The 16,662-nt window shown below is 50.4% G+C and carries 19 protein-coding genes; 12 read left to right on the forward strand and 7 right to left on the reverse strand.

All coding sequences use genetic code 11. The annotated features are described in order from the left end of the window. The first annotated feature begins 39 nt into the window (after nucleotides 1–39). Nucleotides 40–216, forward strand: coding sequence for a DUF6496 domain-containing protein (locus ACMGDE_RS13770; protein WP_436833386.1), 177 nt, complete (start codon nucleotides 40–42; stop codon nucleotides 214–216). 121 nt (nucleotides 217–337) lie between these two features. Continuing rightward, nucleotides 338–754, forward strand: a complete 417-nt coding sequence (locus tag ACMGDE_RS13775) for a hypothetical protein (protein ID WP_436833387.1) — start codon at nucleotides 338–340, stop codon at nucleotides 752–754. Between the two features lie 62 nt (nucleotides 755–816). On the opposite strand, the gene ACMGDE_RS13780 is transcribed toward ACMGDE_RS13775, so the two are convergent. From ACMGDE_RS13780 to porD, 3 genes are all read right to left on the reverse strand, one after another. After that, on the reverse strand, nucleotides 817–1,635 hold the full coding sequence (locus ACMGDE_RS13780) for an enoyl-ACP reductase FabI (protein ID WP_436833388.1): 819 nt from the start codon (nucleotides 1,633–1,635) through the stop codon (nucleotides 817–819). Between the two features lie 53 nt (nucleotides 1,636–1,688). Further along, complete coding sequence (gene recN / locus ACMGDE_RS13785) at nucleotides 1,689–3,350, reverse strand: DNA repair protein RecN (protein WP_436833389.1); 1,662 nt, start codon at nucleotides 3,348–3,350, stop codon at nucleotides 1,689–1,691. A gap of 89 nt (nucleotides 3,351–3,439) precedes the next feature. Further along, nucleotides 3,440–4,345 (reverse strand): type IX secretion system protein PorD, encoded by a 906-nt coding sequence (porD, locus tag ACMGDE_RS13790; protein ID WP_436833390.1) that lies wholly within the window; start codon nucleotides 4,343–4,345, stop codon nucleotides 3,440–3,442. Nucleotides 4,346–4,455: 110 nt separating this feature from the next. Here porD and ACMGDE_RS13795 point away from each other — a divergent pair, with 110 nt between their 5' ends. The 4 genes from ACMGDE_RS13795 (at nucleotide 4,456) to ACMGDE_RS13810 (ending at nucleotide 7,073) form a co-directional block, all read left to right on the forward strand. Further along, nucleotides 4,456–5,283, forward strand: a complete 828-nt coding sequence (locus tag ACMGDE_RS13795) for a hypothetical protein (RefSeq protein WP_436833391.1) — start codon at nucleotides 4,456–4,458, stop codon at nucleotides 5,281–5,283. A 12-nt stretch (nucleotides 5,284–5,295) separates the two neighbouring features. Then, complete coding sequence (locus ACMGDE_RS13800; protein ID WP_436833392.1) at nucleotides 5,296–5,907, forward strand: sprT domain-containing protein; 612 nt, start codon at nucleotides 5,296–5,298, stop codon at nucleotides 5,905–5,907. Between the two features lie 40 nt (nucleotides 5,908–5,947). Further along, on the forward strand, nucleotides 5,948–6,373 hold the full coding sequence (locus ACMGDE_RS13805) for a hypothetical protein (protein WP_436833393.1): 426 nt from the start codon (nucleotides 5,948–5,950) through the stop codon (nucleotides 6,371–6,373). Between the two features lie 271 nt (nucleotides 6,374–6,644). Continuing rightward, nucleotides 6,645–7,073 (forward strand): CBS domain-containing protein, encoded by a 429-nt coding sequence (locus ACMGDE_RS13810; RefSeq protein WP_436833394.1) that lies wholly within the window; start codon nucleotides 6,645–6,647, stop codon nucleotides 7,071–7,073. Here ACMGDE_RS13810 and ACMGDE_RS13815 read toward each other — a convergent pair. Continuing rightward, nucleotides 7,070–7,741 (reverse strand): GDSL-type esterase/lipase family protein, encoded by a 672-nt coding sequence (locus ACMGDE_RS13815; protein WP_436833395.1) that lies wholly within the window; start codon nucleotides 7,739–7,741, stop codon nucleotides 7,070–7,072. The two genes, ACMGDE_RS13810 and ACMGDE_RS13815, sit on opposite strands and share 4 nt — an antisense overlap. Nucleotides 7,742–7,748: 7 nt before the next feature. Continuing rightward, nucleotides 7,749–7,967, reverse strand: coding sequence for a hypothetical protein (locus ACMGDE_RS13820; protein WP_436833396.1), 219 nt, complete (start codon nucleotides 7,965–7,967; stop codon nucleotides 7,749–7,751). 117 nt (nucleotides 7,968–8,084) lie between these two features. Here ACMGDE_RS13820 and ACMGDE_RS13825 point away from each other — a divergent pair, with 117 nt between their 5' ends. After that, nucleotides 8,085–8,540 carry a GatB/YqeY domain-containing protein gene (locus ACMGDE_RS13825; RefSeq protein WP_436833397.1) on the forward strand — a complete coding sequence of 152 codons (456 nt, stop codon included), beginning with the start codon at nucleotides 8,085–8,087 and terminating at the stop codon, nucleotides 8,538–8,540. A 12-nt stretch (nucleotides 8,541–8,552) separates the two neighbouring features. On the opposite strand, the gene glsB is transcribed toward ACMGDE_RS13825, so the two are convergent. Then, nucleotides 8,553–9,509, reverse strand: coding sequence for a glycine N(alpha)-acyltransferase GlsB (gene glsB, locus ACMGDE_RS13830; protein ID WP_436833398.1), 957 nt, complete (start codon nucleotides 9,507–9,509; stop codon nucleotides 8,553–8,555). A 4-nt stretch (nucleotides 9,510–9,513) separates the two neighbouring features. Next, entirely contained in the window at nucleotides 9,514–10,338 is an 825-nt protein-coding gene (gene glsA, locus ACMGDE_RS13835) for a lyso-glycine lipid O-acyltransferase GlsA (protein WP_436833399.1), read from the reverse strand. Nucleotides 10,339–10,584: 246 nt separating this feature from the next. On the opposite strand from glsA, the gene ACMGDE_RS13840 reads away from it, so the two are divergent. The 5 genes from ACMGDE_RS13840 (at nucleotide 10,585) to bamA (ending at nucleotide 16,615) form a co-directional block, all read left to right on the forward strand. Continuing rightward, nucleotides 10,585–11,247, forward strand: coding sequence for a CBS domain-containing protein (locus tag ACMGDE_RS13840; RefSeq protein WP_436833400.1), 663 nt, complete (start codon nucleotides 10,585–10,587; stop codon nucleotides 11,245–11,247). Between the two features lies 1 nt (nucleotide 11,248). Then, nucleotides 11,249–12,133 (forward strand): NAD kinase, encoded by an 885-nt coding sequence (locus ACMGDE_RS13845; protein ID WP_436833401.1) that lies wholly within the window; start codon nucleotides 11,249–11,251, stop codon nucleotides 12,131–12,133. A 206-nt stretch (nucleotides 12,134–12,339) separates the two neighbouring features. Then, nucleotides 12,340–13,143, forward strand: a complete 804-nt coding sequence (gene porG / locus ACMGDE_RS13850) for a type IX secretion system protein PorG (protein ID WP_436833402.1) — start codon at nucleotides 12,340–12,342, stop codon at nucleotides 13,141–13,143. Nucleotides 13,144–13,189: 46 nt separating this feature from the next. Continuing rightward, nucleotides 13,190–13,933, forward strand: coding sequence for an undecaprenyl pyrophosphate synthase (gene uppS / locus ACMGDE_RS13855; protein ID WP_436833460.1), 744 nt, complete (start codon nucleotides 13,190–13,192; stop codon nucleotides 13,931–13,933). Nucleotides 13,934–14,059: 126 nt separating this feature from the next. Further along, nucleotides 14,060–16,615, forward strand: coding sequence for an outer membrane protein assembly factor BamA (bamA, locus tag ACMGDE_RS13860; RefSeq protein ID WP_436833403.1), 2,556 nt, complete (start codon nucleotides 14,060–14,062; stop codon nucleotides 16,613–16,615). Nucleotides 16,616–16,662: the final 47 nt, after the last annotated feature.

Raw genomic sequence — 16,662 nt, forward strand, 5'->3', positions numbered from 1 at the left:
CCGGTACGACGCTTGTTGTGGATTTAAAAACATAGTCTTATGGCAAAGTATTCAAAAAAAGCAGGAGAAAAGGTAGCGGAAACCATGCATGAGATGAAGGAAGGGAAACTCAAATCCGGTTCGGGCAAAAAAGTGACTTCCAAGAAGCAGGCAGTGGCCATCGGCCTCTCCGAAGCACGGAAAGAAGGTGCCAAGGTGCCCAAGAAAAAATCCTGAATCGTGTAACATCCTTAATGCAATCACACTTGGTGCAATTATTGCATTAAACTTTCTTGTTCCATTGAGGGTCATACAAACAGGAACAAGCAATAGCATTATTTACCCAAAACAAACGTATATGAAAAAGTACCTTACCTTCGTCGTTGGATTTCTAGTAATCCTCGGCATCACTTCCTGTACAAAGGAATATTACGACGTCGTGCCCAATCAGACCATCCGGTTTGATATACCCACCAATTGGTGGCAGCGATCCAGCGGCGTAAGCAATCAGGTATACGTCGATATCGAGGTACCGGAATTGACGGATTACTACGTTGATCAAGGCGTTGTCAGCATCGCTGTCAGCTTTGATAATGATGCCACGTATGAAGTCCTCCCCACGACGGTCGAAGGCGTCGCTTATTCCGTCAATTACACCACAGGATTTGTGACGATATATGCGGAGGATCCCATTATTGATCCAGATGTCGTGATAGACCCCCCAGGTGATCTCATCGTTAAGATTACGCTTTCTGAATCAGATCTGATTCAGTAAAAAAAATCCCAGCATAAAAAAAGCGGCTCAGGCCGCTTTTTTTATATGAAAACGCCTATTCCTTACTTCTCCCCCATTCCCTCAATCACCGCCTGGCTCACGCCCGTAAACGAAAAGCCTCCATCGTGGAAGAGGTTCTGCATGGTCACCATGCGGGTCAGGTCGGAGAATAGCGTGACGGTATAATCGGCGCATTGGTCGGCCGTCGCATTACCCAATGGCGACATTTTGTCCGCATAGGAAATGAAATCTCCGAAGCCTTTGACACCCGAACCCGCAGTGGTCTGCGTGGGCGATTGGCTGATGGTATTCACCCGCACCTTTTTCTTCACGCCATATTGGTAGCCAAAGTTACGGGCAATGCTTTCGAGCAACGCCTTGGCATCGGCCATGTCGTTATAATCGGGGAATACTCGCTGGGCAGCAATATACGTGAGCGCCACGACGGAGCCCCAATCTTTGATGGCATCCTTTTTCATGGCCGCAGCCAATACGCGGTGCAAGCTGATGGCCGATATATCAAACGCCTTATGGGTGAAATCGTAGTTGTTCTCGGTGTACGGGATGCCTTTTCGCACATTGATGCTCATGCCCACCGAATGCAGGATAAAGTCTATTCCCCCGCCGAAATGCGCCAGCGTCTGATCAAAGAGGTTTTCAATATCTTCATTGCTGGTCACGTCTGCCGGAATCACCGGGGCATCGTTGCATTCCTCCGCCAATTGCCGGATCGTACCCATCCGTAGGGCCACAGGCGCGTTGGTCAACACGATTTCGGCTCCTTCTTGTACGCAGCGCTGGGCGGTCTTCCAGGCGATGGATTTTTCGTCAAGTGCGCCAAAAATAATTCCTTTCTTTCCTTTCAATAGGTTATGGGACATAGTTCCTTTGTTTAGTCAACTGAATAATAAAGTCCGTAAAAATAGTGTTTTTTTTATTTTCCCAACAACTCCGCCGCATGCTGCATGGCTGCCTCCCCCGGATTGGCGCCGCTTAGCATCTGCGCAACCTCCAGCACCCGTTCCTGCGGTGTCAACTGGACGATATGGGTCGCCGTTTTTGCTGCGGATTCGGATTTGTAGACTTTGAAATGGGTTTCCCCTTTGGAAGCAATCTGTGGTAAATGCGTAATCGCCAGGACCTGCATCTGCTCCGCTAGGCGCTCCATGATTTCGGCCACCCGCAGGGCCACTTCTCCGGAAATGCCGGTATCGATCTCATCGAAAATGATGGTAGGCAAAGCCGATGTTTTGGCAATCAGGGATTTGATGGCCAGCATCAATCGCGAGAGTTCACCGCCGGATGCCACTTTGCCGATCGGCTGCGGCGCTTGTCCTTTATTGGCGGTAAACAGAAATTCCACCGTGTCCTGGCCACTGATGCGGATCGACTGCTCGTCGAGACGGTCCAGCACGATGCGCAATTGACTATGCGGCATGCCGACCTCGTGCAGCACTCGCCCAACCTCCTCCTGCACCAGCGGGATGGCCATTTGCCTGCTTTCACTGAGTAATCCGGCTAATTCAAGCACTTCGGCCCGCAGCCGGTCGACTGCTGTCTCCAGCCGGCCGATCTCCGCTTCGTCAGACGACAAGGCATCCAGCTTTTCTTTCAGGCCTTCCCGCATCGCAATCAGCGCAGCGGTGTCTTCTACCCGGTGTTTCTGCTGCAGCGCGTAGAGCAGGCTAAGACGTTCGTTTACCTCCACTAAACGGCTTTCATCCAAGAGCACGCCCTGTTCTGTGCGACTGATCTCCTCACTCAAATCTTTCAACTCAATGAAGCTGCTTTGCAATCGTGCTACCTGTGGCGCAAGTGCAGCCATAAAGCGTTCGGCTTGTTGGAGCTGCTGCATGGCCTCTTTGAGCAACGCGACCGCGTTGATTTCCTGCTCCTGCAGGGCGTAGGCAACACCCAATAGGTTCCGCTTGATTTCCTCTGCGTGTTCCAATTGCTGCTGCTCGGCCTCCAGTTGCTCCTGTTCATCCGCTTCGAGGTTGGCCTCCATCAGCTCGTTAAAGAGAAACTGGTGATAGTCGGCCTCGGCGGCGGCCTGTGCCGCGGCATCTTTCAAGGTATTCAAGCGCGCCAGTGCAGCCTTATAGGCCTGGTAGTTGTCGGCGTACCGATTACGCAGTGCTTGGTTTTGCGCCACACTGTCCAACGTGAGTAGCTGGAAAGCCGGTGTATTTAGTTGCAGGGTCGCGTGTTGGGAGTGGATGTCAATAAGCCGCTCAGCAAGGGCCTTCAATACCTGGAGCGTGACGGGCGTATCATTGACGAAGGCCCTCGACTTGCCATCCACGCTAATCTCCCGCCGCAAAATCGTTTCGTGTGCATAGTCCAGATCCTGTTCTTCAAAAAACGCTTCTAACTGATACGACGAGATGTCGAAATAGCCTTCAATAATGCATTTCCGATCTTGATTGAAAAAATAGCGGTTTTCTGCGCGTTGACCCAAGATAAGGGATAAACCGCCCATGATGATGGATTTCCCGGCACCAGTCTCACCGGTCAGTATATTCAATCCCTTGTCAAATGGTATATCAAGCGAATCGATCAGTGCATAGTTTTGAATAAACAGGCGACTCAGCATGGGTAATGGTTGGTGATCGGTGAATGGTGATTGGTGATCGGTGATCGGTGATCAGTGACCGGTGAATGGTGATTGGCGGACGGCATGTACTATCTGGAATTACGTAAACTTTCATATTTATTCGCGTTGGCCGGGTCTACCTCTGCCAGCAGGTTATAGGCCTGCACCCGTTCCTGCGGACCCATACCGCCGAATATGCCGACCAGCTCGTTCGACTTCGCGGTGAAAAATACCTGATTAAACACGGCTCCCTGTGCCAGCCGGTCCACCTTCTGCAAGAGCGGCAGCAACTCCAAAATCGCCTTCCGCGCGGCCAATGCATTGTCGGCCATGGTGTCCAATCCTTTCAGGTAAAAGCTGTACAGGAAGTCCCGGATGGGTTGATACCGCCGGTCGAGCAGGTTGTTGACCAACCAAAACCGGTTGTCCGTACCTTCCATCGAACGCCAGCCGTTGAAGCCGGTGTTTTGGGCATTGTTGACAATGTTCTGGGCCGCGGTATAAAATGGTGTGCCGCTATTGTGCTCGAACGTGTCTGCATCCAATCCCACAATAACATATGCATAATAAGCAAGCAGCGACGTCAGGTTGTTCATGTATTGCTGGTCGGAATAATCCATCAATTGCCCTTCGGTATAACTGAAATTGAAATTGTTATCGGAAATACTCAACACCGGACTGTTATAGGTGCTGTTGAAAACGGGCCTCGTAGATATGATCTGGGCTTGTGCGGTGAAATTGGATGAGCCGTCCCATGCATTGATCGTGATCACGAAGCTGCAATCGATACGTTCTTGCGGCTGTACCTGATTGGCGCTCCACGTACGGTTGTTGAGAAAATCAGCAATCGCTTTTTGCAGCACATCCAACCCGCGTTTGTTGGTATTCTGGACCTGTGGCGACAGAATTTCTACGCGTGCATTGAGATCTTGCGCCTCCGCACAACACACCAAACCTATAGCGAACACGATGAGCAGGAATCGTCTAGTCAACATATGCCATTACGTATATTTATTAACTCCAAATATAGGGATAACAGGTCAGTATTTGCACTTCTAATAAAGTTTTGTACATTTACCTTCGAACGTTAGCTATTTTCAAGGTCATGTCAACAAACAACAACACGGGCACCGACGGTGCGAATCAACCGCCGCGCGGAAATGGAGCGAAGGTATTTGTGGCCAGCGCTGAAGCCAAGGGGAAGGCAAAACAGTTGCGGCTATTCGCTATTTTGGCGTGGTTGCTCGCCATCGCTGGGCAAATTTTCGCCATCCTCAAGCTGATCAGCAATGAAACCATGCTGTATCTCATCATTGCCGTCGTCGTCATCCTGGCGCTTGCGATCACGGCATCTATCCTATGGAAAAAAGCGAATCGGCTTGATCCCGCCTCCGAAAAGGATAAAGTCAGGTTTTTCATACAGAATCAATTGGGCGCAATCATGGGCGTATTGGCTTTCCTGCCATTGGTGATTCTCATTTTTACCAATAAAAATATTGATGGAAAGACCAAAGGTATCGCCGGAACCATTGCCGTGGTGGCCATGCTCGTAGCGGGCATCTCCGGTGTCGATTTCAATCCACCATCGATTGAAAAATACACCGAAGAAATCCAGGCGCAGACCGATGCGCTAAAAACCCTGAATTTCGATGAAGACAATGTCTTCTGGACCAGCGCAGGAAACAGGTATCATATTTTTAACGATTGCCAGCACATTGTAGGTCGGGAAACCGTCAACAATGGTACCGTAAAGCAAGCATGGGAGGCCAAGGGCATTTCTGAATTATGCAAGACCTGCCAGAACAGAGCGATACGTGAACGGGACATCAATCAAGGGGATGTGGATGCTGCGTTGCTGGGTTCGGAGGAAGCACATGATCATGATCACGAGCATGAGCATGATCACGAACATGAACCTACCGAAGCACAATAGGATGTTCGTTTGATGCAGGACTACAGTGCGCAGTTGAGCAAATACTTACCGGCTTCCGCCGCAGCGGTGATCTCGCGGTGGATCAACGATAGCGGGTGCCTATTCCGCATAAGCCGCAGCCGCTCGTCTAAATTCGGCGACTACCGGCCTCCGCATGGCGGAAAAGGTCACCGCATCTCGGTAAACCACAACCTCAACCCCTACGCGTTCCTCATCACCACGGTGCATGAGTTCGCTCACCTGAAAACATGGAACGAACACCAAAGCCAGGTAAAACCGCATGGCAGCCAGTGGAAAGCCAACTTCAGGCAACTGATGCGGCCGTTCATGCAATCCGGCATTTTCCCCGACGACATTCAAACAGCGGTCGTCAATTACATGAATAACCCCGCGGCCTCCAGTTGCACAGACCTGCACCTGTTTCGGGTGTTGAAACGATATGACGTCAAAAACGAACGCACAGATACTGTGGAGCAGTTGCCCGAAAAGGCCATTTTCTCGATCAAAAACGGCCGTATTTTTCAAAAACAGGAGAAAATCAGGAAACGATACCGCTGCATCGAAGTGAAGACCCAACGGGTATACCTGTTCAGCCCCATCGCGGAAGTTGTGTTATTAAATTAATTCCGTATTTTTAACCCAAATCACTAACAACTAACAAACCATGTACACGGGAATCAAACACCTACACTCCACACTCGCCTACGTGCTTTTGGCGGGATTGATCATTTCTATTCTTTATGTGCTTGTTGCTTACATCCAAAACAGAGCATACAACCGGAAAATGGCACTCGTGGGGTTAATATGCGCCCATCTCCAGCTGGTCGTGGGCTTGGTCATGTATTTTGTTTCGCCCTACGGTATCAAAAACGTTTCCGGAGCCGCAATGAAAGACGGCATTGCCCGCCTCTACTTCCTTGAACACCCGTTGATGATGCTCGTGGCGATTATCTTGATCACCATTGGCTATTCGAGGGCGAAAAGGCTGCCCACGGCCAAAAAGCAAAATGCCAGTGTACTGGTGTTTTATGTGATTGGCCTGATCCTGATCCTGTCGCGTATTCCGTGGCATGTTTGGCCGCAGCTATAAGGATCGCTTGTCAAACCGGCTCCGGCTAGGCTGCCTTGGCAGCTTCCGTCCCCCGGGTATCCTCGTCAAGGCGCAGGAGCCAAAAAGCCCGAAGGCTTCCCGCCTGACCGCTTGGCTCCAAGACTTTTGGAATATAAGATTCGCTTTTTATTTCAGTAAAATTTTATTATCTTTATCTACGTATTTGCCGTACACCAATTATACACTTAGTTGCACGTTATTCCTTCATGATTTAATTACATCGCTTCATAGAAGTTTAATAGACAGCATGATGAAAACCGTCAAGCACATCCTCAACAACAAACCCACCGTGGTCTATTCGGTCACACAAGACGTTTCCGTCTTCGAGGCACTGAAAATCATGATGGAAAAAAACATCAGTGCATTACTGATCATCGAAGGGGGGCGCCTCTTAGGGATTTTTACGGAGCGGGATTATGCCCGTAAAATCATTCTGCAAGGAAAATCATCCAAAGACACGCCCATGCATGAGGTGATGACCAGGGATCCGCATACCATCACGCGGCACGAGGCCATCGACCATTGTATGCAGCTGATGACCAATAAGCATTTCAGGCACTTACCCGTGATGGAAAACGATACGGTTGTGGGGATGCTTTCAATTGGTGACCTGGTGAAATACATCATCGAAGATCAGCAGCAGACCATCAGCCAGTTGGAGAGTTACATCAATAGCTAACGCTCCACATACGGCCTGATAATGGCCTCCCACCGGTCATAGCCTGCGGTATTGAGGTGCAACTTGTCTTCGCGGAACAGGCTGTCGTCCGGCTTCCCTTCCCGATCCAGCAGCACCGTGCCCATATCAATGTATTCCGCATGTTCTTTATCGCCGAGAAACGCTTCGATCAGCTGGTTAGCTTTTGTCATCTCATCCAGCCACTTCAATCGGCTATTGCTTGGCTTGATTGACATAAAGAAAATCTGCACGTCCGGATTATTGGCGTTGAGTTGGTGATAAAGCTGTTTAAAAAGCTCCGCAACCTCTTCCGCCGATGACTCGCCGCTCGCGATATCATTCTCACCGGCATACACAAATACCTTCTGCGCCTGATAAGGATACACGATGGAATCCATGTAAAACTCGACGAAATGTGCGAGCCGGCACCCCCCTACTCCACGCCGGATGATAGGCGCGTCCGCAAACCGGGACTCCAAGTCGTTCCACATCCGGATAGAGGAGCTGCCAATGAACAGTATTCCGCCGGGGGCAGGCATTGCCAGCCGATCCTGATCGCGGTAGGCGACGATCTCCTTTTCGAAGGGGTAATCTGCCTGCTGCGAAAACAACATAGACGTACAACCGCAGAACAGTATACTGATGGTGATGAAGCGCAGGAGACGCATGTCGCAACTATTTCATAATCCGGAATACCACCCGGAATACGATAAACCAGCCGAGGGCCAGTAAAATATTGGATACGGTTGAAAACAGGAACGAATCGTGAATAAACCGGAAGAACGTACCCGCGAGGCCTATAGCGACTGCAATGGCCAACGTAACGTAATGCTGCGTTTGGTTCGCTTCGTTATCGGTTTTCCTCGGAGGTCTTTTTTCTAACGTTGTTGCCATGTGAATAACATTTTGACGCCAAAAGTACAAAAAAATACATAGGGTTATAACGATAAAACAATAATTCCGATTGCCGGGCATAATTGTTACCTTTGGCTTTCCAACAACATCAAGACAATGGCTTTACAGGACAACATCGACCAAGACATCAAATCGGCCATGCTGGCCAAGGACAATGCCCGGCTTCGGGGTCTACGTGCCATCAAGGCGGCTATTTTGCTCGCTAAAACCGAAAAAGGACCCGCTGAAACACTCACGGAAGAGACCGAGACCAAGGTATTGCAAAAATTGGCCAAGCAGCGCAAAGAATCTGCCGAGATCTACCAGCAGCAAAACCGTGACGACCTGTACCAAATCGAAATGGAAGAGCTTGCCGTGATTGAAAGCTACCTGCCTGCCCAACTTTCCCAAGCGGAGATCGAAGATGTGGTCAAGCAGGTCATTACCGAGACCGGTGCGTCAAGTCCGAAAGATATGGGCAAGGTCATGGGCTTAGCCAATCAAAAACTCGCAGGCAAGGCCGATGGCAAGACCATCTCCGCAATTGTTAAAGTGCTGTTAGCGGATCGCTAACAGCTTACCATCCTAGATCACCTTCCGGCTTCCCATTTCCTTATCCCGCTCATAGGTGGAAATGTGGCGCTCCTTCTTGCTTTCAAAGATGTCATCAATGACGATCATGATACCGGTCTCTTCCACCGTGCCGAATTCGTCGTTTATCGCCGTACCGAATGTCTTCATCGTAGAGGAGAGGTTCATATAGGTATTGATCAGCGGCGGGATGTTTTCGCCCAATGCCCTGATCCTGCTGTTCAGTATTTTGTACCCATCCTTATATTCGAGTCCGTCAAAAAGGCCATAAAACGCAGCCGTATCGCCGAAGTAGTCCAATGGGTTGATGGGCCACACCAATTGTTCGCCGTCTGGAAAGTAGTGGTTCATGAAGTAAATCAACAGATCCCTGGCCTCCCGGTTGTAATGCGGATACATGGTCACCTTGCCAAATAAGTATTTGACATCCGGATTAAGCTTCACGACCGCCCCCAACCCGTCCCACAGGTTATCCAATGAAAACAGTCCTTTGCGGTTGTCTTTACCGGGTTGATATTTGGGTTGCACAAAGGATCGGCCCAATTCAATCGTATAGGGCAGGTAGTCCGTGATGAATTTCGGCGAAAAGTGAAAATAATGAGCCGTTGATAAGTTGATCTCCCCGTTGCCATTGACACCCACATCCTTGCATTTGATGAGCCGGTATCCGGCGATGATCTCCTCATCCTCCGGGTTCCAAGCAATCAGTTGATCATAAGCGTCAGCGCCTGTGTCGTTATCATCCAGGTCCAGCGCCAATCCCGTACCCCCGCCAGCGGTCCGGAAGGTAAGTTCCCGCAACCTTCCGATTTCCCGCACCGTGTGCGGCGCATAGTGATGATTAACCAAGTAGATCTCATTGTTCCCGTTATTGGTATAACGGACGAATGCCTCTTGGGTAAGCTCCTTTTTTATGAAGTTCCGATCAACAGGTGCTATTATTTCTTGCATATAGTTAGTTTTGGGGGGCTAAGTTATAAACCACTTGTTTGAGGTATTCAGCCCACTCCCTTTCACTTTTGGAGCCGTCAAAATAAGTATAAGAAATTGGTTTTCCTATACAGATAGTCACTTTTTTATCTTTCTGCGCAAACATCTCATCTGCTAGGTAAAACATTTCTATGTTTGCCTTGATACCAATTCGTTCCCTGAAACGGGCAAAATTATAAAAAAAACCGGAATTTTTGCCATCAATATACACCGGAACGACGTTCCGTTGGTATTTCTTCGCCTTGCTGATGAAGCTCTTTTTCCATTGCAGATCCTCAATCTTACCGTTCCGTTTGCGCGACACCAGCCCCGCAGGGAACACCAGCAACGCCTGGTCTTGGGCATAAGCCTCTTCGATCTGCCGGGTTCCTGTCCGGTCCTGCATCCCATGTTTGTTTACACCCACAAACAGGGGCTCCAGGTTCTTGATGTTCAGCAAGATGTCGTTTACCAAAAACTTGATGTCTTTTCGGTATTTACCCAGCGCATGCATGAAAGCAATCCCGTCCAACCCGCCCAACGGATGGTTTGAAGCAAAGATCGCTCCCCCCTCCATGGGGATGTTTTCCTCGCCGTGCAACTCCACGATCACCCCCAGATCCGTAATGAGCGCTTCCACAAAATCCAGCCCCTGAAGGTGGCCGTGCTCCGCCATGATCCGGTTGATGTCATCTTCGTGCACAATGCGCTCGATATAGCGGAGAATAAACCGGGGCATCCACCTCAATAGCTGCGGATTTTTCTTCCGGATGATTTCCCTAACGACAATATATTTATCTTTACTTTCCAAAGCAGTCGCCAATCATAGTGGAGTCGCTTCCGCGGGATCACCACACCATTCCACGTTTAGCAGCCAAAAGTAGCAAAAGTTCCGATATTGTCATCCTTTTGTTTAATTCCCGAAAAGATGCAGCAATTAGCGAAAAAAAAGATGGAATAATCGTTGTTATCACCAAAAGCAAGTAATTTTGGCAAAGAACATTAAACGATTACCCAATTTATTCGTTTAATACGTTAACGAGTTTACGACGACACCATGAACATAGGCGATGTGATAACAGACCGCAGCTATGCAGTGAATCCAACGGATAGTATACAGCATGCGTTGGACCTCATGGCCGACTTTCAGTTGGCACAATTGCCTGTGGTCAAGGAAGGCCTTTTTCTGGGACTGGTATCTTACGAGGCGCTGGCCGGCCTTACCGATCGGCAAGCGACGATCCAGCAGGCAGACGTCACGTACCGACAGATCCACCTCTATGACACGCAGCACCTCTATGACGCGGTGCTGTTTTTTCAGCTCCATCAATTGGATCTGTTGCCCGTATTGGACGACCAGCACGATTACCTCGGCGCCGTTACCCCGCTCGATGTGGTCAGTGCCTTGAGCGAGGCCATGTCTATCCACCAACCGGGGGGGATCATTGTGCTCGAAATGGGCAACCGCGACAACGCGTTATCCCATATTGCACATATCGTGGAGTCAGACAACGCGCAGGTGCTCAATTCGGTGGTGCAGACATTTGCAGATTCAGCCCGCTTGGAAGTCACCATCAAGGTCAATAAATCCGACATTTCCGCCATCGTCGCTGCTTTTCTTCGGCATGACTATACCGTCAAAGCCACCTACAACGATGTCAATAGCGGCGACAATTCCCGCGATCGCTACGAGCAGTTGATGAACTATATCAATATGTAATATGAAAATAGCCGTCTACGGCAGGGAATTCTACCCCTCCGTCATTCCCTATGTACAGCATTTGTTTGATTCATTGGCCGCAAAAAACATGGAGGTGTGGATATACGAAGACTTCCACGCATTCTTAGCGCAGCGCGTGATCTGTCCGCAAAAACCCCATACCTACACCACCCGCCAGCAATTGCCGGAAGACATCGGGTTTATGCTAAGCTTAGGAGGCGACGGCACCATGCTGGCAGCCGTATCGATCGTCGGCGACTCCGGCATACCCGTAGCGGGTATCAATTTCGGCCGATTGGGCTTCTTGGCCGATATCAGTAAAGATGACATCGACGTATCGATGGAAGCCATTCTGCTCGGTGAATATAACATACAGAAGCGCACCTTGCTGTCCGTGCGATCTGACCAGGTTGAGCTCTTCGATGGAAGCCACTTTGCGCTCAATGACATTACCCTGTTCAAGTATGACAGTTCCGCGATGATCACGGTAAACGCATACCTCAATGGAGAGCCGCTGAACGCCTATTGGGCAGACGGCATCATCGCCGCCACCCCTACCGGTTCCACGGCTTACTCCCTTAGCTGCGGCGGACCCATCATCGTGCCCGGAAGCGGCAATTTCGTCATCACGCCGATATCGTCGCACAACCTCAACGTCAGGCCCGTAGTGATCTCAGACGACATGACATTGGATCTGGAAGTCGAAAGCCGCAGCGGAAAATTCCTGCTGTCGTGCGACTCGAAGACTACCCCCGTATCTACCGATGTAAAGCTGAAGATCAGCAAAGCGCACTACCAGGTCAACCTCATCCGATTGAAAAACTACAGCTACTTCTCCAACCTTCGCAACAAATTGCTCTGGGGCCTTGATGCACGCAATTATTAGTTAAGAGAGTTGAGACTTGAGACATTAGACTTGAGACAACAGACAACAGACATTAGACACCAGACCCACCAACCGCCGATCACCATTCACCGATCACTGACCACCGACCACCATTCACCGACCACCGACCACCCATTTATTCCACGATTTATATTATCTTTACCCACCTTGAACGTATACCTGATATTGTGCTTCGGAAATTGTTAATGCTACTTGTTTTCTTCCCCTTCGCGGCATCACAGGCGCAGGAGTGGGAACTTGGCTTGCAGGGTGGTGCTTCGGGCTACATGGGCGATATTAATCCCGAAAATCCGCTGGCATTCAATGACTGGTCAGCCAGTGCGTCGATCAAGTACAACATCAATCCCACCTGGGGCATCCGCGCAAATGTTGCCTATGCCAATACGTTCGCGCATGATCATTATTCGCGCACCGTGCAGCGTCAACAGCGTTACCTTGGCTTCTTCGGTGGGGTGAAAGAAGCGGCATTATTAGCCGATTTCAATTTCTTCAAGTGGCTCCCCCAACGGGGCCGGATCGTGTATACCCCTTATGTCTTCGCTGGCGTCGGGGCGGTGCAATTTGACCCGAAAGCTAAACCGAACTGGTACGGCGTGGCCCTTCCCGGCGAATCAACCATCCGCTTGCGTGACTACAACACGGAGGGAACGTCTTACGACAATACCGCCATCAGCATCCCCTTCGGGGCTGGTTTTAAGTATAACCTGCGCGGACCGTGGACGGTGGGGGCTGAACTCGCGTACCGGCTGACGCTTACTGATCGCTTGGATGACGTGTCCGGCAATTACGCCGATTTCAGTACATTTGGCCAGCCCGGGTATCCCCCTGCTCCCAGCATTTCACCAGCTGATTGGAATAACATCGCTAACCCAAGTGGGTCCGCAGCTGGCACGCAACGCGGCGATGGCCGACCATACGATTCCTTCATGACCGTCGGCATCAGCCTATCGTATACCATCTTCAAAGGCGGGTGCCCCGAATGGCAATAACTTGCATATGAAGGCAAGTTTGCCTAAGTTTGCGCAAAATTCATCAATGGATATCAAGGAGTCGATAGATAAGACGCGATTGCCCCAGCACGTAGCCATCATCATGGATGGCAACGGCCGATGGGCCAAAGAGCAAGGGAAACTGCGCGTATTCGGTCACAAAAGCGGTGTCGTCTCAGTGCGGGACATCGTGGAGGGCGCAGTGGATATCGGCATCAAATACCTGACCGTGTATGCGTTTTCGACTGAAAACTGGAACCGCCCGAGGCTGGAAGTGTCGGCATTGATGGAACTGCTGGTCAACACCATCAACAAGGAGACCAAGGCCCTGATGGAGAACGGCGTAAAACTCAATGCCATCGGCGACCTGCAAAAGTTGCCCGGCAAATGCAACCGGTATCTCGCAGAAGCCATGGAAAAAACAGCCAGCAACACCAAATGTACACTGACATTGGCCTTGAGCTACAGTGCGCGCTGGGAGATCACCGAAGCGGCGCGGAAATTGGCCGCCGAGGTGCAGTCCGGTCGCATTACCTTGGAGGATATCGATGAAAATAGGTTTGCTCAACAGCTCACCACGCGCGATTTGCCCGATCCGGAACTGATGATCCGCACCAGCGGCGAGCAGCGCATCAGTAATTACCTCCTCTGGCAGTTGGCCTACGCAGAATTGTATTTTACCGATAAAATGTGGCCCGAGTTTAGAAGAAACGACCTCTTTGAGGCCATCATCGCTTACCAACGACGCGAACGGCGCTTCGGCCTCACCAGCGAGCAATTGGTGAAGTAGGGATGGGTGGTCGGTGCTCGGTGACGTGTCTCATATCTGGTGTCTCATGCCTGATGTCTCAAAAAAAAACCTTTTAACAAAAATTAACAACTGTTTGACGTACTTTAGCGGCGATAAATTAGATAGATGAAGCGCATACTCCTTTTTTTATTCATGACCATATTGGCGGCCGAGACCACCATTGCGCAGCAACGGGGCATACCCATTGGTGATTCGGACGAATTCAGTTACCTCAATCCGCAAAATTACATCATCGGGGGTGTCAGCGTCAGCGGCACGGAATACCTGGACAATGATGTCTTGGTGACCATCTCCAAGTTGATCGTCGGATCGCGGATTGAAGTACCCAGCGATGCGACGTCAAATGTCGTGAAAAACCTCATGGACCAAGGTTTGTTCGACGATGTGGAGCTCTATGCCGATGCAATAAAGGGAGATTCGATCTTCTTCAATATCCACGTGGTCGAACGCCCACGGCTCACCCGTATCGATATCGAGGGGCTCAGCAAGACCCAAACCGAGGAGGTGCGCAAACAGCTCAACGAAAACACGGGCAAGATCGTCAACCAAAACCTGATGAATACCACACGGAATACCATCACCCGCTACCTGAGCGAAAAGGGATACCTCTATCCCGAAATCACGATGGCGCCGCTAAAGGATTCCAGCCAGGTAAACAACCAGATCCTGGTGGTCAATGTAGACCGCAACCGAAAGGTACGTGCTCACCGCATCAATTTTACGGGCAACGAGGAATTTACACAGCCCCAGCTCCGGAAGTTCTTCAAGGGCGTCAGGCAGCGCACCTGGTGGCGTGTTACCGGTCCGGGTAAATTCAAAGCCGAAAAATACGAAGAGGCCAAGGATAACCTCATCGCCAAGATGCATGATCGCGGTTACCGCGATGCGGAAATCCTACGGGATACCTTCTACAAGCACAACGACCGGAACGTCATCATCGATATCGACCTGTATGAAGGCCCCAAATACTATTTCGGCAACATCAGCTGGCAAGGCAATGCCAAATATTCGGATTCGATTCTGAACGTCATCCTGGGCATCAAAAAAGGCGAAGTATTCAGCGAGGAAAAGCTCAATACCAAGCTCATGGGCCCCACGCGGAACAACGACGACATTTCGTCCCTGTATCTCAACGATGGGTATCTTACCTTCACCGCAGATCCCGTGCAGACGCGCATCTACGGTGATACGATCGATCTCGATCTTCGCATTTACGAAGGAGCCCAGTTCACCGTCAACAACATCATCCTCAAGGGCAACGACGTGACCAATGACCGCGTATTGCTACGGGAAATCCACACCAAACCCGGACAGAAGTTTTCGAAAGAACAGTTGATGCGCAGTACGCGGCAAATCGCGCAATTGGGTAACTTTGATGAACAAAAGACTAACCCGGTGCCTACCAACCTCAACCACGCCGACGGAACGGTGGATATCGAATATAACGTAGTCGAAAAACCCTCGGACCAGGTAGAGCTTTCCGGCGGTTTCGGTGCCGGCCAGGTGATCGGTACATTGGGGCTCACCTTCAACAATTTCTCCACCCGCAACCTTTTTGATAAAAGCGCTTGGAAGCCCCTACCACGGGGCGACGGGCAGAAGCTGAGCATCCGCGGCCAGACCAGCGGCAAGCGCTATCAGTCATATAGCTTTTCGTTTTCTGAGCCCTGGCTGGGCGGCAAGAAGCCGATTTATTTCGGCGTAAGCGCCTATACCTCTTCTTCGTCATATGGGGGATTTGATTATTATACCGGCAGGCAGGTAGTGAGTGATAATGAGTTGAACCGGATATGGATGAACGGGGTCACCGTGAGTTTGGGTAAACGCCTGCAATGGCCCGACAACTGGTTCCAGTTGAACTACTCCGTGGGATTCAACCAATACAAGTTGCAGAACTATCCCGGATTCCTGTTTGAAAACGGTACGTCTTATAACATCAACCTCACGCAAGAGATCAGCCGCAATTCGGTGGATGCGCCGATATACCCTACGTCAGGTTCGCATATAAAATTCACCGTACAGGTGACCCCGCCTTACTCGATGTTCAACAACATCAACTACCCCACGGCCCCGGATACCGAACGCTACAAATGGACGGAATACCACAAGTGGAAGTTCGATTCCCAATGGTTTACCCGGATCTCGGGCAAGCTGGTGCTCAAGGCACAGGCGCAATTTGGCTTTTTGGGCACATATAGTAGTGAAACCGGCACATCCGCTTTCGAACGCTTCAAACTGGGCGGGGATGGCATGATGGGATTTGACTTCCTGCAGGGCTCGGAGATCATCGCTATGCGGGGCTATGCCAACGGCATGGTGATTCCCGATGGTGCGGATGTGAACGTTGCCCGCAACTCGGGGAGCCCCATCTACAACAAATACCAGCTGGAATTGCGGCATCCGGTGATGCTGAATGACCAGGCCACGGTATTCATGCTCGCCTTTGCCGAGGGCGGTAATACGTGGAACAACTTCCGGGATTTCAATCCCTTCAAGGTACGCCGTTCGGTCGGTGTGGGTGCCCGTATCTTCCTGCCCATCTTCGGCTTGCTGGGCATCGATTACGGACATGCATTTGACCCGATACCGGGGGTACCGTCTAGCACCTGGCGGCAAAACTTCACGTTCAGCATCATGCAGCAAATGGGCGGTTTCAACTAATATATAGGATATTAAAAAAATGGAATTACTTTTGTACCTATAACACC

This window comes from Parapedobacter brassicae, assembly GCF_051400755.1.
Classification (GTDB): domain Bacteria; phylum Bacteroidota; class Bacteroidia; order Sphingobacteriales; family Sphingobacteriaceae; genus Parapedobacter.

Bases quoted from the DNA above. Each gene is read 5' to 3' on its own strand.
- ACMGDE_RS13770 (WP_436833386.1), top strand. From the start codon at position 40: ATGGCAAAGTATTCAAAAAAAGCAGGAGAAAAGGTAGCGGAAACCATG.
- ACMGDE_RS13775 (WP_436833387.1), top strand. From the start codon at position 338: ATGAAAAAGTACCTTACCTTCGTCGTTGGATTTCTAGTAATCCTCGGC.
- ACMGDE_RS13780 (WP_436833388.1), bottom strand. From the start codon at position 1,635: ATGTCCCATAACCTATTGAAAGGAAAGAAAGGAATTATTTTTGGCGCA.
- recN (WP_436833389.1), bottom strand. From the start codon at position 3,350: ATGCTGAGTCGCCTGTTTATTCAAAACTATGCACTGATCGATTCGCTT.
- porD (WP_436833390.1), bottom strand. From the start codon at position 4,345: ATGTTGACTAGACGATTCCTGCTCATCGTGTTCGCTATAGGTTTGGTG.
- ACMGDE_RS13795 (WP_436833391.1), top strand. From the start codon at position 4,456: ATGTCAACAAACAACAACACGGGCACCGACGGTGCGAATCAACCGCCG.
- ACMGDE_RS13800 (WP_436833392.1), top strand. From the start codon at position 5,296: ATGCAGGACTACAGTGCGCAGTTGAGCAAATACTTACCGGCTTCCGCC.
- ACMGDE_RS13805 (WP_436833393.1), top strand. From the start codon at position 5,948: ATGTACACGGGAATCAAACACCTACACTCCACACTCGCCTACGTGCTT.
- ACMGDE_RS13810 (WP_436833394.1), top strand. From the start codon at position 6,645: ATGAAAACCGTCAAGCACATCCTCAACAACAAACCCACCGTGGTCTAT.
- ACMGDE_RS13815 (WP_436833395.1), bottom strand. From the start codon at position 7,741: ATGCGTCTCCTGCGCTTCATCACCATCAGTATACTGTTCTGCGGTTGT.
- ACMGDE_RS13820 (WP_436833396.1), bottom strand. From the start codon at position 7,967: ATGGCAACAACGTTAGAAAAAAGACCTCCGAGGAAAACCGATAACGAA.
- ACMGDE_RS13825 (WP_436833397.1), top strand. From the start codon at position 8,085: ATGGCTTTACAGGACAACATCGACCAAGACATCAAATCGGCCATGCTG.
- glsB (WP_436833398.1), bottom strand. From the start codon at position 9,509: ATGCAAGAAATAATAGCACCTGTTGATCGGAACTTCATAAAAAAGGAG.
- ACMGDE_RS13840 (WP_436833400.1), top strand. From the start codon at position 10,585: ATGAACATAGGCGATGTGATAACAGACCGCAGCTATGCAGTGAATCCA.
- ACMGDE_RS13845 (WP_436833401.1), top strand. From the start codon at position 11,249: ATGAAAATAGCCGTCTACGGCAGGGAATTCTACCCCTCCGTCATTCCC.
- porG (WP_436833402.1), top strand. From the start codon at position 12,340: ATGCTACTTGTTTTCTTCCCCTTCGCGGCATCACAGGCGCAGGAGTGG.
- uppS (WP_436833460.1), top strand. From the start codon at position 13,190: ATGGATATCAAGGAGTCGATAGATAAGACGCGATTGCCCCAGCACGTA.
- bamA (WP_436833403.1), top strand. From the start codon at position 14,060: ATGAAGCGCATACTCCTTTTTTTATTCATGACCATATTGGCGGCCGAG.